The 17,457-nt window shown below is 62.5% G+C and carries 18 protein-coding genes; 12 read left to right on the forward strand and 6 right to left on the reverse strand.

All coding sequences use genetic code 11. The annotated features are described in order from the left end of the window. Positions 1-4 precede the first annotated feature (4 nt). From ACP92_RS07455 to ACP92_RS07475, 5 genes are all read right to left on the reverse strand, one after another. The gene (locus ACP92_RS07455; RefSeq protein WP_013233507.1) at positions 5-1,189 is read right to left on the reverse strand and encodes an acyl-CoA dehydrogenase family protein; all 1,185 of its coding nucleotides are present in this window, start codon (positions 1,187-1,189) and stop codon (positions 5-7) included. Between the two features lie 443 nt (positions 1,190-1,632). Then, the gene (mchS3, locus tag ACP92_RS07460) at positions 1,633-2,004 is read right to left on the reverse strand and encodes an MchS3 family protein (RefSeq protein WP_156181752.1); all 372 of its coding nucleotides are present in this window, start codon (positions 2,002-2,004) and stop codon (positions 1,633-1,635) included. Positions 2,005-2,080: 76 nt separating this feature from the next. Beyond that, the gene (locus ACP92_RS07465) at positions 2,081-2,383 is read right to left on the reverse strand and encodes a hypothetical protein (RefSeq protein WP_013233509.1); all 303 of its coding nucleotides are present in this window, start codon (positions 2,381-2,383) and stop codon (positions 2,081-2,083) included. Next, entirely contained in the window at positions 2,383-2,733 is a 351-nt protein-coding gene (locus ACP92_RS07470) for a hypothetical protein (protein ID WP_048348516.1), read from the reverse strand. Before ACP92_RS07470 ends, ACP92_RS07465 begins: the two co-directional genes overlap by 1 nt. 212 nt (positions 2,734-2,945) lie before the next feature. Then, the gene (locus tag ACP92_RS07475; RefSeq protein WP_013233511.1) at positions 2,946-5,093 is read right to left on the reverse strand and encodes a TonB-dependent siderophore receptor; all 2,148 of its coding nucleotides are present in this window, start codon (positions 5,091-5,093) and stop codon (positions 2,946-2,948) included. A 260-nt stretch (positions 5,094-5,353) separates the two neighbouring features. Here ACP92_RS07475 and ACP92_RS07480 point away from each other — a divergent pair, with 260 nt between their 5' ends. The 11 genes from ACP92_RS07480 (at position 5,354) to ACP92_RS07530 (ending at position 16,363) form a co-directional block, all read left to right on the forward strand. Further along, positions 5,354-6,454 carry a LacI family DNA-binding transcriptional regulator gene (locus ACP92_RS07480; RefSeq protein WP_171941798.1) on the forward strand — a complete coding sequence of 367 codons (1,101 nt, stop codon included), beginning with the start codon at positions 5,354-5,356 and terminating at the stop codon, positions 6,452-6,454. Between the two features lie 313 nt (positions 6,455-6,767). Further along, positions 6,768-7,571 (forward strand): transporter substrate-binding domain-containing protein, encoded by an 804-nt coding sequence (locus ACP92_RS07485; protein ID WP_013233513.1) that lies wholly within the window; start codon positions 6,768-6,770, stop codon positions 7,569-7,571. Positions 7,572-7,690: 119 nt separating this feature from the next. Beyond that, positions 7,691-8,386, forward strand: coding sequence for an amino acid ABC transporter permease (locus ACP92_RS07490; protein WP_013233514.1), 696 nt, complete (start codon positions 7,691-7,693; stop codon positions 8,384-8,386). Continuing rightward, positions 8,386-9,036: an amino acid ABC transporter permease gene (locus ACP92_RS07495; protein ID WP_013233515.1), complete on the forward strand. Its 651-nt coding sequence runs from the start codon at positions 8,386-8,388 to the stop codon at positions 9,034-9,036. Before ACP92_RS07490 ends, ACP92_RS07495 begins: the two co-directional genes overlap by 1 nt. Continuing rightward, on the forward strand, positions 9,023-9,757 hold the full coding sequence (locus ACP92_RS07500) for an amino acid ABC transporter ATP-binding protein (RefSeq protein ID WP_013233516.1): 735 nt from the start codon (positions 9,023-9,025) through the stop codon (positions 9,755-9,757). The genes ACP92_RS07495 and ACP92_RS07500 overlap by 14 nt, the downstream gene beginning before the upstream one ends. Further along, a complete protein-coding gene (locus tag ACP92_RS07505) occupies positions 9,754-10,497 on the forward strand; it encodes a sugar phosphate isomerase/epimerase family protein (RefSeq protein WP_013233517.1) in 744 nt (247 codons plus the stop codon). The genes ACP92_RS07500 and ACP92_RS07505 overlap by 4 nt, the downstream gene beginning before the upstream one ends. An 11-nt stretch (positions 10,498-10,508) precedes the next feature. Beyond that, a complete protein-coding gene (locus tag ACP92_RS07510; protein ID WP_013233518.1) occupies positions 10,509-11,450 on the forward strand; it encodes a sugar kinase in 942 nt (313 codons plus the stop codon). Positions 11,451-11,614: 164 nt separating this feature from the next. Beyond that, the gene (locus tag ACP92_RS07515; RefSeq protein WP_013233519.1) at positions 11,615-12,574 is read left to right on the forward strand and encodes a 2-hydroxyacid dehydrogenase; all 960 of its coding nucleotides are present in this window, start codon (positions 11,615-11,617) and stop codon (positions 12,572-12,574) included. A gap of 221 nt (positions 12,575-12,795) precedes the next feature. Then, a complete protein-coding gene (locus tag ACP92_RS07520; protein WP_013233520.1) occupies positions 12,796-13,551 on the forward strand; it encodes an electron transfer flavoprotein subunit beta/FixA family protein in 756 nt (251 codons plus the stop codon). Between the two features lie 2 nt (positions 13,552-13,553). Further along, complete coding sequence (locus tag ACP92_RS07525; protein WP_013233521.1) at positions 13,554-14,483, forward strand: electron transfer flavoprotein subunit alpha/FixB family protein; 930 nt, start codon at positions 13,554-13,556, stop codon at positions 14,481-14,483. 95 nt (positions 14,484-14,578) lie between these two features. Continuing rightward, positions 14,579-16,363: an acyl-CoA dehydrogenase gene (locus ACP92_RS07530; protein ID WP_013233522.1), complete on the forward strand. Its 1,785-nt coding sequence runs from the start codon at positions 14,579-14,581 to the stop codon at positions 16,361-16,363. Between the two features lie 89 nt (positions 16,364-16,452). On the opposite strand, the gene ACP92_RS07535 is transcribed toward ACP92_RS07530, so the two are convergent. Then, entirely contained in the window at positions 16,453-16,875 is a 423-nt protein-coding gene (locus ACP92_RS07535) for an NINE protein (RefSeq protein ID WP_013233523.1), read from the reverse strand. 313 nt (positions 16,876-17,188) lie between these two features. Between ACP92_RS07535 and rpsP the strand changes: the two genes are divergently transcribed. Continuing rightward, positions 17,189-17,443 carry a 30S ribosomal protein S16 gene (rpsP, locus tag ACP92_RS07540; protein ID WP_008327198.1) on the forward strand — a complete coding sequence of 85 codons (255 nt, stop codon included), beginning with the start codon at positions 17,189-17,191 and terminating at the stop codon, positions 17,441-17,443. Positions 17,444-17,457 lie beyond the last annotated feature (14 nt).

Consider the following 17,457-nt stretch of genomic DNA (forward strand, 5'->3'; position numbering starts at 1 on the left):
CCTTTCAGCGCCTGATGCCCAGCTTTGCAAAGAGTGCGCCAGCACTTTCGTAATTGAGCTCGGACAAGGCCGCGTGCTGCGTTACCACCATCGCATCGCGCACGATGCGCTGCAGGCGGTGGCTGCGCTGGATGGCCGCCATGCCGGCGGCCTGGTAGGCGTCGTTGACCACTTCCATCGAGACGCGCGCCGCATAGGTGGCCGAGAGCTTGAGCATCATGTCGGTCTCTTCGCTGATCGGATTGCCGGCCAGGATCTGTTCCCAGGCCTGTTCGCAGGCGTCATAGAAGAACATGCGGGCGCTGCGCCACTTGGCTTCGGACAGGCCCAGCTTGATCTTGTAGTAAGCGCGGTCAGCCAGCCGCAGGGCGCCTGGCATGATCTTGGCGCCGCCGGCCATGTCCGTGACGATGTCCAATGCCGCGCGCGCCAGTCCGATATTGACTGCCGCATGCACCTCAGCCTGGTAGGCCAGGGCCGGATAGCGATACAGCGGTTCGTCGATGAGCCCAGGCGCGCCGCGTGCACAGGTCCATTCATGAGCGACGAATTTATCCTTGAGGCGCGTGTCGTGGCTACCGGTGCCTTGCATGCCGACCACGTTCCAGTTGTCGATGATTTCCACTTCGGCGGCCGGCATGACGGCCATGAGCGCGGGTCTGGGTGCGCCCTCGTCGCCGCCGCCGTCCTTGATGCCCACGCCTATCCAGTCCGCCCCCTTGCAGCCGCTGGCGAAGTGCCAGCGTCCGGAGATGTTCCAGCCGCCGGGGACGGGCTTGGCTTCCTGCAGGGGATAGAGGCCGCCGGCATAGACCTGGTCGGGACCGTCGGCGTAGATCTGTCGTTGCGTCTCGATGGGCAGGGCGGCCAGGTAGGTGTTGGCCGAACCGAAGGCGGCCACCCAGCCGGCCGAACCATCGGCGCGCGAGATGCGTTCGACCATGGCCAGGAAGGGCGCGGGCGCCAGCGGTTCGCCACCGAAGCGGCGCGGCGTGCTGGAGCGGAAGATGCCGGCTTGCTTCATCGTGGCGATCAGGTCGCGCGGCACATGGCCCAACTGGTCGAACTCATCGCGACGCGCCGTGACCTCGGCGATGAGGGTGTCCATCTCGGGCGAGTCAACGTGCGGCGGCAAGGCCGCGACGACTTTTTTCTGGACGGGATAAACATCGAGCGTGATCGAATTCATGGCGCACCACTTTGGTTGAAAGAAGGTAGCTGAGTGTCATCCTCGGTCAAAGTAGGGTCAAATTCTATTTAGGAATTGGCACAATGAATATTAGTAATAATCAGTAGGACGCGCCGCGATGGCGCACGCGGCCCCGGGCCGATGCACTTGCATGAGGCGAAAGTCCGCCATGGGAGCGGGTTTGCAGTGTGGTATGCACCAAACTTGCGTGGCCTGGCGGCAGCGGTGGGAGACTATTTGGAGTATTGATGGGGCTTATCCGTGGTGCGGATTTGCCTCTTGCCTATAAGCCTGACTACTATCGGGACGCAGATTGAAACGACCATCGTTCAGTTTCGCAGAGGCTCCTTCTGGCCTTCTTTTCAGACGGGCTCCGTGAGGAGGCCCGTCTCTTTTCGTTGTTTCTGGCCGTTATTCTTGATCGTTATTCCTGATGGTCTGTGCTACTGGCTCGCGGATTGCCAGTAGGCGTTGTCGCAGCCATGCTGCGCGATATGGTCCAGCTTGCGGGCGACGGGTTCGCGCTGGAGGATGTCGGTGCGCAAGACCGACACCTGCAAGCCAGAATCACGCAGCCTGCGTGTGGCGTTATCGAATTGCGCCGGCGCCAGTGCATGGAGGCCGCAAGCCGCATAGAGCCGCGCTTCCGGCGTGGCTTGTTCAGCGTCGACCAGTTGCATGAAGACGGCCAGCGCATCGCTGGACTTGAGCAGGCGGCGATAGTGTTGCTCGCTCTGGCTGATGTGGCCGATGAAACCGACCTGGCCGAGGGCGAAGGTGGGAGTACGTTGCAAGGCCTGCAGGTCTTCATTCACGGGAAGGCGGCTGCATGAGAGCATGCAGGTGGGTGTCGATAGCATGCAGAGGATCGTGCTGAGTCTCATCGCGTGTTTACTTTCCATCCTGTCTGCGAGCGGCTTTTCTTCGAGTGTAGAACAGGACTGCCGCCATCAGATAAGGGAAAAGCGCGAAGCCTGTAGCGATTGCTATCTTCAAGGGATGACTGCTGAAGCAATAAGTCGAGAGGAAGATGTGGATCGAGAAAAGAAATGATGCCGTCATGATGGCGGCTTTTTCCCTCTCACTCCAGACCACGAGAAATGCGCTGCACATGAAATTGGCCAGCAGATAGCCAATCGTCACGTTGAAGGAAATGAGATTGGTCCCGGCATAGAAGGCGAGAAGGGATTGCATCAGCGCGCATCCTTTATATTGTTTTTTTCTGAACCAGCGCGATCTCTTCCCTGCGCCAAGAGCAATGCCATTCGCGCTGGCAGCAGGTATTCCAGATGCAATTCATTTCCTCTCACGCGCAGCAGCGAGCTGACCAGTGTGATGATGACCGGAAAGGCCACGTCCCAGGTCCAACTGGATATCCCGAAATGCCGCCTCCAGGAAAGGGGGAGGAGCCATCCCAAGAGCAGGCCGGCAGAGAGGGCCAGCGATGAATACTGCAGATACGTCGCGAAAACCGGCGGTGCGAAGAGGCCGAAGATGAGCAGGATGAGGATAAAGGCGGCCCCTTGCCATAGTAGATAACGCATCCGCATTCTTTTTTCTCGGTTGACTGGCGACGAAATGGCTGCCGCGCGGGCAGCGCTTGAAGTGAGTCGCAACAATGCACGAATTCACTGCGAAGGGGTGTAAAGGCGAGCCAGGTTCTGCAAGTGAAGTGCTGTCTTAGAAAATCATCGAGATGAAAAAAATCGGCCGCGTGAAGGCGGCCGATTGCGATGGGGCGGAAAGTCCGGTTCGCTCAGTAGCGATAACCCAAGGTCAGCATCACCGTCCTGTCATCCCCCAGCGCGACCGCCTTGCCCAGCCCGCCGGCATAATACTCGGTATTGAAGACATTCTTCACATTCAACGCCGTCCGCCAACGCTCGGCGTTGTAGGCCACGCCGATATCGGCGAGCACATAGCCTGGCAAAGTATAGCCATTGGTGCGCATCATGCTCTGTCCGCGCACGCCGCCATTGAGTTCCCAGCCGCTCAGTTCGCCCGAGAAACGGTAACGGGCGCTGGTGGTGAAGTTGTGGCGCGGGACATTGTCCAGCCATTGGCCTACCGTGGTGCTGCGCTGGCCGCCGTCGTCAATGACGATGGCGGCGGTGTAGGAATAAGCGGCGTTGAGGCTCAGTCCATTACGCAAGTCCGAAGTCACGCTGATTTCGCCCCCCTGCGAGCGTTGTCCGCCGATGGCCATCTTGTAGCTGGTGTGGTCAGGGTCCGTGACCAGTACGTTGCGTCGGCGCAGATCGAAGAGGGCAAAGTTGATGCTGGTGCGTCCCTCGTCGAGATCGACCTTCACGCCCGTTTCCCATTGCTTGCCGGTCTCGGGCTTGAAGATGCTGCCGTCGAAGGCGGTACCGCTGTTGGGGTAGAACGAGGTGGCGTAGCTCAGGTAAGGACGTACGCCGTGCCACAGCTCCACCATGATGGCGGCCGAGGCGGTGGTGGCGCTGGAGGCGTTGTCGGAGTGGCTGCCGGTGAGAGCGCTGGTGGTGTAGGTCGCTGCGCGATCCTGGCGCACGCCGGCCAGCAATTGCCAGCGCTCGCCCAGGCTGATCTTGTCTCGGGCATAGAAGCCGGTGTCACGGACCGAGGTGTCGTTGAGCTTGGCATTGGTCGAGGTCAGCTGGGTGGGACAGACCACCCTGGCGCCGTAGCTCGGATTGTAGATATTGCTCAGGGGCGTCACGCTACAGGTGAGCGTGCGCTCCAGCTCGCGTGAATTCATGTAGTCGGTGCCGAGCGTGACTTCGTGCTTGCCCCAGGCGGTGGCGAAGCTGCGCTGGACATTGGTATCCATGGTGAAGGTCTGGCCTTCGAAGGTCTGATCCATGGCGCTGCGGGTGAGGCTGGTTCCGGTCAGGTTGTTGATCGAAATAAGCTGGCCGCTCATGGTGAACTGCTGGTAACGCAGGTTGTTGTTGAGCGTCCAGCCATCGTCAAAGCGGTGCGTGAGCGAATAGCCGATGCGCGTCTCGTTGGCAGCATAGGGACGTGCGCCCGGCTCGCCGATGAACAGGCTACGCGCTAGCGGGCCGCTGGCGTTGGGCGTGATCGAGCCAGACAGCGGCAAGCCTTGCTGACGGACGTAGTTGCGTTCCTGGTAACTGGTCAAGATGGTGAAGTCGGTACGCGCACCCAGGTCCAGCGAGAGGGAAGGGGCAATGTAGCGGTTCTTGAACCAGACATGGTCGGTGGCGTCGTCCGAATTGGAGATGAGGCCATTGATGCGGAAGGCCTGCTTGCCATTCTCGGAGAGCGACTTGTTCAGGTCCACGGTGCTCTGGTAGAGGTCGTGGCTGCCAATGGTCACGTCGACGTTGGCGAAGTCGCTGCCCTGCGGGCGCTTGCTGACCATGTTGACCAGGCCGCCCGGCAATACCAGCCCATAAAGTAGAGAGCCCGGCCCCTTGAGCACTTCCACTTGCTGCAAGCCATACAACTGCTCGGCCACCCGGCTGCTGGCGGTGGTGCGCAGGCCGTCCAGATACAGTGAATCCGAGGCGACCTGGCCACGAATGATCAGGTCATCCCAGCCGCGTCGGCCGTATTGCTGCGCGACCACCCCGCTGACGTTCTTGAGCGCATCCGACAGTGATACGGCTTGCTGGCTGTCCATCATGGCGCGGGTCACTACCGAGATCGACTGCGGTGTTTCCGACAACGGCGTGCTGGACTTGTTGACCTGGGTCTGCGTGGCCTTGAACTTGCTGTCGGTATAGCCGTCGGCAGTCACGCTGACGGTGGGCAGGGCAGCGCTGGCGGCGGTGCTGCTGCTGTCGGCGCCTTGCGGCGGCGCCGTCTGGGCCAGGACGGAAGAACTGGTGAAGAGGGCGGAAGAGGCAGAAAAGGCGAGCAGGATGGCGCGTGCGCCAGGAGTAAGTAAGGGCATGAATCAATTAATAATGAGAATAATTTCTATTCATGATATCGCATCCAGATACGAAGCAATAGGTTTTCCTGTTGCTCTCCCACTGCTTGGGAACGCGCGCGGGGCTTCAATTCAAGGCTGTAAATTTTTCATCTGAATAAGTTTGACCGGCCCTCGTCCCGCTGCTATCTTGGAACCGGTTCCAAAAGATTCATATAAAGAGCAGCCCGGAACTGGCAGCACAAATCAACCGACGCAGTTCAACGATTTGGCGGGCAAGAGTGAGACAAAGCATCAAGACCGGCACCGACCGGGTCACCATCGCGCAGGTTGCGCGGGAGGCCGGCGTGTCCAAGACCAGTGTTTCGCGTTACCTGGGCGGCGAGTTCGACGCGCTCTCGGTGCGCCTGCGCGAGCAGATCGGCAAGACCATTGCGCGCCTGGGCTATCAGCCCAGCCAGATGGCGCGCGGCCTCAAGGGCGGGCGTACGCGGCTCATCGGCATGCTGGTGGCCGATATCCTCAATCCCTATTCGGTGGCGGTGCTGCACGGGGCCGAGGCGGCCTGCCAGAAGCATGGCTACACCCTCATGCTCTGCAATACCGGTAACGACGAGGCGCGTGAGAAGCAATCGCTGGCGGCGCTGCATTCCTATAGCGTGGAAGGGCTGCTGTTCAATACCCAGGGGCGCAATGTGACGCCGCTGCACGAGCTGGGGCAGGCGGCCTTTCCGGTGGTGCTGCTGGACCGCCATGTGGAAGGCTGTGACTTCGACCTGGTCGGCCTGGACAACGTCAAGGCGGCGCAACTGGCTACCCGCCACCTGCTGGCGCAGGGCTATACCGATATCGCCCTGGTGGTGCAGTCGCTGTACGGCGTGAGTTCGCGCCAGGGGCGGCAGGCGGGTTTCCTGCAGGCGATGTCGGAGCGGCGCGATTGTCATGGCCAGACGCTGGAGGTGGACGTGGAGCAGCCCGGCCATGTGGCCACGGTGCTGCGCGAATTCTTCCTGCGCCGCGCCCGCAGCGGCGGCCGGGTGGCGCTGCTGGCGGGCAATGGCATGGTGTCGCTGCAGATTGCGCTGGCCTTGCAGAGCATGAAGCTGAGCTTCCCCGATGACGTGGGGCTGCTCTGCTTTGACGAACTGGCCTGGTCGCCGCTGGTGGGCAGCGGCATCAGCACGATAGAACAACCGACGTATGAAATCGGCTTCACGGCCATCGAGCGCCTGCTGGTGCGCATCCAGGGCGAACGCTCGGTGCGCATGGAGATGCTGCTGGATGGTCGCCTGATCAGCCGGGGTTCAACCGCCGCGGTGACCGCGCAGGAAGGGCGTGCCTGCAGTGCGCGCCTGGCCGCCAAGCTGGGCGTGACGGGCTGAAAAGCCGCGCGGCTGGAACCGGTACCAGGGTTTCTAGGGGCAATTGTGCCCCACTGGTAAGACCTTGCAACAGGACAGCTCAGTTCAGCTCAGTTCGCCTCGGCGCCACGTCGCCGGCGCCGAACGGGGCAGAAACAGTTTCAGTAGTCGCGGCCCCTGGCCGCAAGCCAACCTGACGCAGAGCAGGCGCAGCAGCAAAGAGGGCAGGAGGACTCATCCGGCGATCTGCGGGAGGGTTCGAGGCCATTCGGAAAATGGGCCCCCATGGGGCCAACGGACTGCCGTCACCACGGCAAATTTTCAGGAGACCAGGATGAGCATCAAGAAGATTTTCAACGCCAAGTTCCTCGCACTGACGCTGGCCGCCGCCTGCGCCGTGGCCACCACTGCGTCGGCCAGCGCGCAGAGCATTGCCGATCTGACCAAGAAGGGCAAGATCACCATCGGCGTGGTCAGCGGCACGCCGCCGTTCGGCTCGGTCGATGCCAAGGGCACGCCCATCGGCTATGACGTGGACGTGGCCAACCTGATCGGCAAGTATCTGGGCCTGCCGGTGGAGATCGTGCCGCTGGTGCCGCCGGCCCGCATCCCGGCGCTGGAATCGGGCAAGGTCGACATGCTGGCCGCCACCCTTGCGCCTACCCCCGAGCGCGCCAAGTCGGTACTCTTCACCATTCCCTACAGCGGCTTCGAGCTCTCCATCGTCGCTCCGGTCGGCAGCAACTACAAGAAGCTGGACGATCTGGTGAAGAAGAAAGTGGGCGTCTCGCGCGGCTCCACCAACGACACTGCGCTGACCCGCCTGGCCCCTCCGGGGACGGTGCTGGTGCGTTTCGAGGATGATTCCACGGTGACCCAGGCGCTGCTGTCGAACCAGGTCGACGCCATCTCCATTCCCAACACCATGGCCAATGAGATCGTCAAGAGCCGTGGCCAGGGCAAGATCGAAGTCAAGTTCCCGTACTCGGTGCAGCCCAATTCGATGACCGTGCGCAAGGGTTCCTATGAGCTGCAGCAGTGGCTCAACAACTTCATCTACTACGTCAAGCTCAACGGCGAACTGGATGCGATCTCGCGCAAGTGGGCCGGTCCGCTGCCCAACCTGCCGGTGTTCTGATCCCTGGAAACTGCCTTGCAGAAGCGGCGGCGCACGCATCGCGTGCGCCGCCTGGAAGAACAGATCACGCGCCGCTCAGGGGATGAACGGGCGGCGCGGGTTTGTCGGAGGAGCACACGATGCAATACGATTTTCAGTTCGCGTTCATCTTCCAGCACCTGGATCAGTTGCTGGTCGGCGCGCTGCTCACCATACGGCTGAGCGCGCTATCGATGATCTGCGGTTTGGCGGTGGGGATCTTCGGCGCCATCATTTCCATCCACGGCAGCAAGCCAGCGCGCCTGGCGGTCACCTCCTATGTCGAGCTGATCCGCAGTACGCCTTTCCTGGTGCAGCTGTTCATCATCTTCTTTGGCCTGCCTTCCATCGGCGTGCAGGTCGATGCCAATATCGCCGCGCTGGTGGCGATGACGGTCAACCTCGGCGCCTATTCCACCGAGATCGTGCGGGCCGGCATGATGGCCATCCACCCTTCGCAGATCGAAGCGGCGCAGGCGTTGGCCATGACGCGGTGGCAGGTGATCCGGCATGTGGTGTTGACGCCGGCGCTGGAAAAAGTCTATCCGGCCCTGGCCAGCCAGTTCACGCTGATGATGCTGGCCTCCAGCATCGTCTCGGCCATCTCGGCTGAAGAGTTGACCGCCACGGCCAACCTGCTCGACGCCGAGACCTTCCGCAGCTTCGAGATCTACCTGGTGGTGATGGTGCTCTACATCCTGCTGGCCCTGCTGTTCCGCCTGGCCTTCTGGCTGATCGGGCTGGTGGTCTTCAAACGCCGTCGCCGTTTGGGCGTGGCTCGTCCGAGGAGAATGTGATGCTCGCTGAATTTTCCTTCGACAACTTCGTGTTCCTGCTGGAAGCGGCCCGCTGGACCCTGCTGCTGTCAGCCCTGGCCTTCCTCGGCGGCGGCATCGCCGGCTTCATCGTGGCCTTGATGCGCACCTCGCACCTGGCGCCGCTGCGGCTGCTCTCGGCCGTGTATATCCAGATCATCCAGGGCACGCCGGTGCTGATCCTGCTGTTCCTGTCGTTCTACGGACTGGCGATCTTCGGCTACAAGCTCCCGCCCATGGTGGCGGCGACCATCGCCATGACGATCTATTCCAGCGCCTATCTCGGCGAGATCTGGCGCGGCTGCATCGAGGCCGTGCCGGTGCCGCAGTGGGAAGCCTCGACCGCCCTGGCCATGACGCGCTGGCAGCAGTTGCGCTACGTGATCCTGCCGCAGGCGGTGCGCATCTCGCTGCCGCCCACCGTGGGCTTCCTGGTGCAGATCGTCAAGAACACCTCGATCGCCTCCATCATCGGCCTGGTGGAACTGGCGCAGGCCGGCAAGCTGGTCAGCAATGCGACCTTCCAGCCTTTCCTGGTCTTCCCCATCGTGGCCGGCATCTACTTCGTTTTCTGCTATCCGCTGTCGCGCTTCGCCTTTGCCCTAGAGAGGAAATACCATGCCCATCGTTGAGATCAACAACATCACCAAGCGCTTCGGCAGCAACCAGGTGTTGAACGGCATTTCGCTGTCGGTCGAGCGTGGCCAGGTGGTGGCCATCATCGGTCGCTCCGGTTCCGGCAAGAGCACCATGCTGCGCTGCATCAACGGCCTGGAGACCATTGATGGCGGCAGTATTACGGTGGCTGGCCACAAGCTAACCCACAAGCATGAACACCTCATCGAATTGCGCAAGGATGTGGGCATGGTGTTCCAGCATTACAATCTCTTTCCGCACCTGACCGTGGAGGAGAACATCATGCTGTCACCCCGCATCGTCAAGAAGACCGCCACCGAGACCGCGCGCGAGACCGCCATCAAGGTCTTGAAGCAGGTCGGCCTGGACCACAAGCGCGACGCCTATCCCGAACAGCTCTCCGGCGGCCAGCAGCAGCGTGTGGCGATTGCCCGTTCGCTGGCGATGGAACCGCAGGTGATGCTGTTCGATGAAGTGACCTCGGCGCTGGACCCGGAGCTGACCGCCGAAGTGCTGAAGGTCATGGAAGAGCTGGCGCGCGGCGGCATGACCATGCTGCTGGTGACGCACGAGATGGAGTTTGCGCGCCGGGTAGCGGACCTGACCGTGTTCATGCACCAGGGCAAGGTATGGGAGGCGCGCCCCTCGGAGGAATTCTTCGCCGATCCGCAGACGCCCGAGGCCAGGCAGTTCATCGGCGCCGGGGCCATCAAATGAGCCCGGTCCTGGTCGCCGCCTCGGCCTACGGGGCCGATCTGGTGCGGCGGGTCGGCCATGCCGATCTGGTCCCGATGGTGGCGGCGGCCGGGGCGGCCGGCCTGGAGATACGGCGCGAGCTGTTCGATGGTCCGCAGGATCTGCCGGCCTTGCGGGAGCTGCTGGCGCAGCACAAGCTGTTTTCGGTCTATTCGGCGCCGTTTGAATTGTTCGGCGCCGAGGGACGTTTTGACCGGGAACAGATCGCCCTGGCGATGAGCGAGGCCGAAGAGCTCGGTGCGCGTTTCCTGAAGGTGTCGCTGGGGCATTTCTCGGCGGCCAGCGACCTGCAATCCTTGTTGCGCTTCCTCTCGCACTCGCCCATCGAGGTATTGCTGGAAAACGACCAGACCCCGCAGGGCGGGCGGCTGGAACCCATCGTCAGTTTTCTGGCCCTGTGTACGGGCAATGGCTATGCCTTCGGCATGACCTTCGACATGGGCAACTGGCACTGGCAGGGTGTCGATCCCGAGACGGCTGCGCGTTCGCTGGCGCCGCACGTGCGCTATGTGCATTGCAAGGGCGTACAGGACCACAAGGGCAAGCTCAGGGCCGTTCCCCTGCAGGCGCAGGACAGCCACTGGCAAGAGATGCTGGCGCATTTCCCCACAGGCATCCTGCGCGCCATCGAATTTCCGCTGGTAGGCAGCGACCTGGAAGAAACGACGCGCCGCCACGTGGCGATGCTGGCGGCCGTCTGAGGACAAGCACAATGACGATGCAACTGGATGTGGTGACCTGGGGCGAGGCCCTGGCCTTGCTGGTGGCCGATGAGGTCGGTCCCTTCGAGGAAGTGGAAAAATATACGCGCCGCCTGGCCGGCGCCGAGACCAATGTGGCCATCGGCCTGGCGCGCCTGGGCTTGAAGGTGGGCTGGGCCAGCCGGGTGGGCAATGACGCCTTCGGGCGCTTCATCCGCCAGCGGGTGGCGCAGGAGGGCGTGGAGGTCAGCCGCGTGATCACCGACATGGAATTTCGCACCGCCATCCAGTTGAAGGCCAAGGCCGTCGGCGGGGCCGATCCTGCCATCGAGTATTACCGCAAGGGATCGGCGGCCAGCCATCTGTCGGTGGACGATTTCGACGCCGGCTATTTCGGCGCGGCGCGCCACCTGCATGCCACCGGCATTGCACCGGCCTTGTCGGCTACGACCATGGCCTTTGCCCATCAGGCCATGGATTTCATGCGCGGGCAAGGCAAGACGATTTCCTTTGACCCCAATCTGCGACCCATGCTGTGGCCCTCGCAGGAAGTGATGGCGCAGCAATTGAATGCGCTGGCCTTCAAGGCGGACTGGGTGCTGCCGGGCTTGTCGGAAGGCAAGATATTGACCGGCCATGACGATGCCCGCGAGATTGCCGGCTTCTACCTGGAACGCGGCGTGAAGCTGGTGGTCATCAAGCTGGGCGCCGAGGGCGCTTACTGGCGCAACGGACAGGGCGAGGGCAGGGTGGCCGGCGTGCCGGTGAAGGAAGTGGTCGATACCGTGGGCGCCGGCGACGGCTTTGCGGTGGGTGTCATCAGCGGGATGCTGGAAGGCTTGCCGGTGCCGCAGGCCGTCATGCGCGGCAACCGCATCGGGGCGTTCGCGATCCAGGTGGTGGGTGACATGGAAGGCTTGCCCACCCGGGCCGAGCTGGAGGCGGCGTCCTAGCGCTTGTCCGAAACACCTCGCCCCGTTCGGACTGAGTAGCGGCGAAGCCGCGTATCGAAGGCGCTCTGACGGCGCGTCTTCGATACGGCCCTGGCGGGCCTACTCAGCCCGAACGGTAGTTGGGTGATCAAAGTTAGCGCACTCTTTATCTGACAGGAATCGCCATGAAGCCGCACGTAGTCGTCTACAAAAAATTGCCCGAGCATCTGGTGCAGCGATTGCAAGCCGAGTTCGATCTGACGCTCTTCGATCGCATTACCGATGACAACCGCGCAGATTTCATCGCCGCCCTGGCGACCGCCCACGGCATGATCGGAGCCAGCCTGCCCATCACCAACGCCATGCTGGAGGCGGCGCCGCAGTTGAAGATCGTCTCTACCATCTCGGTGGGCGTGGACAATTTCGACCTGGATTATTTCCGCCAGCGCGGCCTGATGCTGGCGCATACGCCGGGCGTGCTGACCGAAGCCACCGCCGATACCATCTTCGCCCTGATCCTCGCCAGCGCGCGCCGTGTGGTGGAACTGGCGGAATACGTCAAGGCCGGTCGCTGGAAGGGCAGCATCGGCGAGGCTCAGTTCGGCGTGAACGTACACGGCAAGACGCTGGGCCTGATCGGCATGGGCCGCATCGGCAGCGCCGTGGCGCGGCGGGCGCATCACGGTTTTGGCATGCCCATCCTGTATCACAACCGGCGTCCCGATCCCGAGGCTGAGCGTGAGCTTGGGGCGCGCTATGTCAGCAAGGAGGATCTGCTGGCCCAGGCTGATTTCGTCTGCGTGATGCTGCCCCTCACGCCGCAGACCGAACGCATGTTCGGTGCGCCTGAGTTCGCGCTGATGAAGCGCAGCGCCATCTTCATCAATGCCTCGCGCGGCCGTATCGTCGATGAGGCCGCGCTCATTGCCGCCCTGCAGGACAAGACCATTCATGGCGCCGGCCTGGATGTGTTCGAGGTCGAGCCGCTGCCGCTGCAATCTCCCTTGCTGAAGCTGCCCAATGTAGTGGCCTTGCCGCACATCGGCTCGGCCACCCATGAGACCCGCCTGGCCATGGCTGAACTGGCCGTCACCAACCTCATCGCCGGCCTGCGCGGCGAACCCGTTGCCCACCTCGCGGTCTGAGAGCAGCGCCGTTGCTTCCCGGTATCGGTGGGAAGCAACAGTGCGGCATGAAGTTTTTTTCAGCTTCGCCGCATTTCCTCTTCCGTTCACCTGAATCTTTGGTGTATCCTGCAAACGTTAAAAAGAACGATCGTGCTAAAAACCGGTGGGCACGCCGTTTTGCTTTTATAATCCTGCGGAAGTTTACGTTTACGTCAATTCCTTTTTGCAAGGGCCATGCGATGAAAGTATTAGTACCAGTCAAGCGCGTCGTGGATTACAACGTCAAGGTGCGCGTCAAGAGCGACGGCAGTGGCGTCGATATCGCCAACGTCAAGATGTCGATGAACCCGTTTGACGAAATCGCGGTGGAAGAAGCCGTGCGCCTGAAAGAAGGCGGTAAGGTCACCGAAGTGATCGCCGTCTCGGCCGGCGTGACCCAGTGCCAGGAAACCCTGCGCACCGCCATGGCCATTGGCGCTGACCGTGGCATCCTGGCTGAAGTGGGCGCCGATGTCGAACTGCAACCCCTGGCCGTGGCCAAGATCTTGAAGGCCCTGGCCGAGAAGGAACAGCCGCAGTTGATCATCCTGGGCAAGCAGGCCATCGACGACGACTGCAACCAGACCGGCCAGATGCTGGCCGCCTTGCTGGGCTGGCCGCAAGCCACCTTCGCCTCCAAGGTGGTGCTGGAAGAGGGCAAGGTCACCGTGACCCGTGAAGTGGACGGCGGCCTGGAAACCCTGGCCCTGACCCTGCCGGCCATCATCACTACCGACCTGCGCCTGAACGAGCCACGTTATGTCACGCTGCCCAACATCATGAAGGCCAAGAAGAAGCAGCTGGACACCGTCAAGCCCGAAGAGCTGGGCGTGGATGTCGCCCCGCGCGTGAAGACCTTGAAGGTCGCCGAGCCGGCCAAGCGCAGCGCCGGCGTGAAGGTGCCGGATGTCGCGACCCTGGTCGCCAAACTGAAAAATGAAGCCAAGGTGATCTGATCATGACCGCACTCGTTATTGCCGAACACGACAACGCCAGCCTCAAGGGCAGCACCCTCAACACCATCACCGCCGCAGCGCAAGCCGGTGGCGATGTCCACGTCCTGGTGGCCGGCTCCAACGCCAAGGCCGCCGCTGACGCTGCCGCCCAAGTGGCAGGCGTCACCAAGGTACTGCTGGCCGATGCCCCGCAATTCGCCGATGGCCTGGCCGAGAACGTCGCTGAACAAGTCCTGGCCATCGCCAAGGATTACAGCCACATCCTGGCCCCCGCCACCGCCTACGGCAAGAACATCCTGCCGCGTGTGGCCGCCAAGCTGGACGTGGGCCAGATTTCCGACATTACCAAGGTGGAGTCGGCCGATACCTTCGAACGTCCCATCTACGCCGGCAACGCCATTGCCACCGTGCAGTCGATTGATCCGATCAAGGTCATCACCGTGCGCACGACCGGTTTCGATCCGGCCGCACAGGGTGGCTCGGCCGCCGTGGAAAGCATCCCGGCCGTGGCCGATTCGGGCAAGTCCAGCTTCGTGGGCCGTGAGGTCGCCAAGTCGGACCGTCCGGAACTGACCGCTGCCAAGATCATCGTCTCCGGTGGTCGTGGCATGGGTTCTGCCGAAAGCTTCAAGATCCTCGAGCCGCTGGCCGACAAGTTGAACGCCGCCATGGGGGCTTCCCGCGCCGCCGTCGATGCGGGCTACGTGCCCAACGACTGGCAGGTTGGCCAGACCGGCAAGATCGTCGCCCCGCAGCTCTACATCGCCGTCGGTATCTCCGGCGCGATCCAGCACCTGGCCGGCATGAAGGACTCCAAGGTCATCGTGGCCATCAACAAGGACGAGGAAGCGCCGATCTTCTCGGTGGCTGACTATGGCTTGGTGGGCGACCTCTTCGAGGTCGTGCCGGAGCTGGTCAAGCAGCTTGGCTGAGGCCTGTTCAAGCGTAGTATCCGCCCCGGCTCCGGCCGGGGTGTTTTCGTGCAAGCAAGGAACGCCGGCAGAGCGTTCCGCAATGGAGGTTGGAGATGAGTTACACCGCGCCCGTGAAGGATATGTTGTTCGTCATGAACGAGCTGGCCGGCCTGGCGGCCGTGAACGCGCTGCCCGGCTGCGAAGACGCCACGCCGGAGACGGCCGAGGCCATCCTCGAGGAAAACGCCAAGTTCTGCAGTGAGGTGGTGGCCCCGCTCAATCACTCCGCCGACAAGGAGCCCAGCAGCTGGGCCGACGGCAAGGTGACGACCAGCCCCGGTTTCAAGGAAGCCTTCCGCCAGTTCGGCGAGGCAGGCTGGCAAGGCGTGCAGCATCCGGTGGAATTCGGCGGCCAGGGCCTGCCCAAGCTGCTGGCCACACCCTGCATCGAAATGCTGAACTCGGCCAACCTGTCCTTCGCACTGTGCCCGCTGCTCACCGATGGCACCATCGAAGCGCTGATGACCGCCGGCACCCAGCAGCAGAAGGAAACCTTCATCGCCAACTTCATCTCCGGCAAGTGGACCGGCACGATGAACCTCACCGAGCCGCAGGCCGGTTCTGACCTGGCGCTGGTGCGCACGCGCGCAGTGCCCGAAGGCGATGGCACCTACAAGCTCTTCGGCACCAAGATCTTCATCACCTATGGCGAGCACGACATGGCCGAGAACATCGTCCATCTGGTGCTGGCCCGTACCCCCAACGCGCCCGAAGGGGTGAAGGGCATTTCGCTGTTCATCGTGCCCAAGTTCCTGGTCAATGCCGATGGTTCGCTGGGGGCGCGCAATGACGTGCATTGCGTCTCCATCGAACACAAGCTGGGCATCAAGGCCAGCCCGACCGCCGTGCTGCAGTTCGGCGACCATGGCGGCGCCATCGGCACCCTGGTCGGCGAAGAGAATCGCGGCCTGGAATACATGTTCATCATGATGAATGCGGCGCGCTTCGCCGTGGGCATCCAGGGTCTGTCGGTGTCGGAACGCGCCTATCAGAAGGCCGTGGCCTATGCCCGCGATCGCATCCAGTCGCGTGACCTGGCCGGCTCGCCCGGCCCTGTGGCCATCATCCACCAGCCCGACGTGCGCCGCATGCTGATGTCCATGCGCGCCCAGATCGAGGCGGCGCGCGCGCTGTCCTATGTGGCCGCCGCCACTTCGGATGCGGCCCACTTCAGCGATGACGAGGCCACCCGCAAGTCCAACCAGGCCTTCTATGAATACCTGGTGCCCATCGTCAAGGGCTGGATCACCGAGATGTCCATCGATGTGACTTCCACCGGCGTGCAGGTGCATGGCGGCATGGGCTTCATCGAAGAAACCGGCGCAGCCCAGTATTACCGCGACGCCCGCATCCTGCCGATCTACGAAGGCACCACCGCCATCCAGGCCAATGACCTGGTGGGTCGCAAGACCGCCCGTGATGGCGGCGCCGTGGCCAAGGGCATCCTCGCCCAGGTGCGCAAGACAGTCTCCGAACTGCAAGGTGACGCCCAGCTGCAGCCCATCGCGGCGCGCCTGGGTGAGGCGGCCGATGCGCTGGAGCAGGTGGTGGATTATGTGGTGGCCAACGTCAAGAGCGATATCAAGGCGGTCTTTGCCGGCAGCGTCCCCTATCTGAAGATGGCCGGTGTCGTCTTGGGCGGCTGGCAGATGGCGCGTGCTGCGGCTGTCTCTGCGGCCAAGCTCAAGGCGGGCGAGGGCGATGGCAAGTTCTATGAGGCCAAGCTGGCCACGGCGCGTTTCTATGCCGACCAGATCCTGCCGCAGGCGCTGGCCTATCGTACAGCCATCGTCGATGGCGGTGCTGCGGTGATGGCCCTGGCGGAGGAGCAGTTCTGATTTCCTGATTTCCCGATTTCTGGCGGAAACAAAAGCCTGGAACACCGCAGAGCGGCGTTCCGGGCTTGTCTGTTTGATGGGGCTGGGAATCAGCCGAAGGCGCCGCCGGTGAAGAGCAGATCGAAGCTGCGCGCCAGCAGGGCGATCACGCCCATGGCCCCCAGGCCCACGGTCAGGACCAGGATCACGGCCAGGATCCAGTGCGATTCCGAGCTCTTGCCGCTGCCGGCATTATGGCGGGAATCCCATTTGTCATCCGGGGTCAGGCCGATCACCAGCGCTTCCAGGCAGGCGATGAGCATCGACAGCACGAAGGGCAGGGCGGTGAACAAGCGGGGCGCCTGCGGCTGGGCGGCCATCAGGCCCAGCGACAGTGGAATGGCCAGGATGTGCAGCCAGCCGAAACGGTCGCGCGCGCCGTAGAGATAGAAACGATGCAGACCGATGCTGCCCAGCGTGGTGGCCAGGAAGGTCGTCAGGGTCTTGTTCTTGTGGCGGGAGGATGGGGGCATGCTGCTTGTCTCTTTGTTCTGGTTTGCGCCATGGGAGATGAAGCCCTGGTAATGTTGTTCTCAGGATATCGAGGCAGTATAGCCGAGCCTGGGGCGTACAGGAATTTCCCGCTGGACATGTCATGACCGGCTGTCGCGGCGGGGAGGGGGGGCGTTCTGGTGTTTCCTGATGCGATTTGACATCAGTTTCGGCGCTTTTTGTTGGGGTAATGCGTTGGTCTGCTGCACAAAAGCGCCAAGCAGCTTGCCCGGGTGTGCGGAAGTCCGTTATAATCTGCGGCTTTTCCGTGTCCGTATTCTTACTGGAACCATTATGGTCGTTATTCGTTTAGCTCGTGGCGGCGCCAAGAAGCGCCCCTTCTACAACATCGTTGCAACCGACTCGCGCAATCGTCGCGATGGCCGTTTCATCGAGCGCATCGGCTTCTACAACCCGGTCGCTTCCGGCAAGGAAGAAACCGTGCGTATCGCTGCTGACCGTCTGGCTCACTGGCAAGGCGTTGGCGCACAACTGTCGCCGACCGTTGCTCGCCTGGTCGCAGAAGCCGGTTCCAAGGCTGCTGCCTAATACAGGTTTTCCTG

The organism is Herbaspirillum seropedicae (assembly GCF_001040945.1).
Taxonomy (GTDB): domain Bacteria; phylum Pseudomonadota; class Gammaproteobacteria; order Burkholderiales; family Burkholderiaceae_D; genus Herbaspirillum; species Herbaspirillum seropedicae.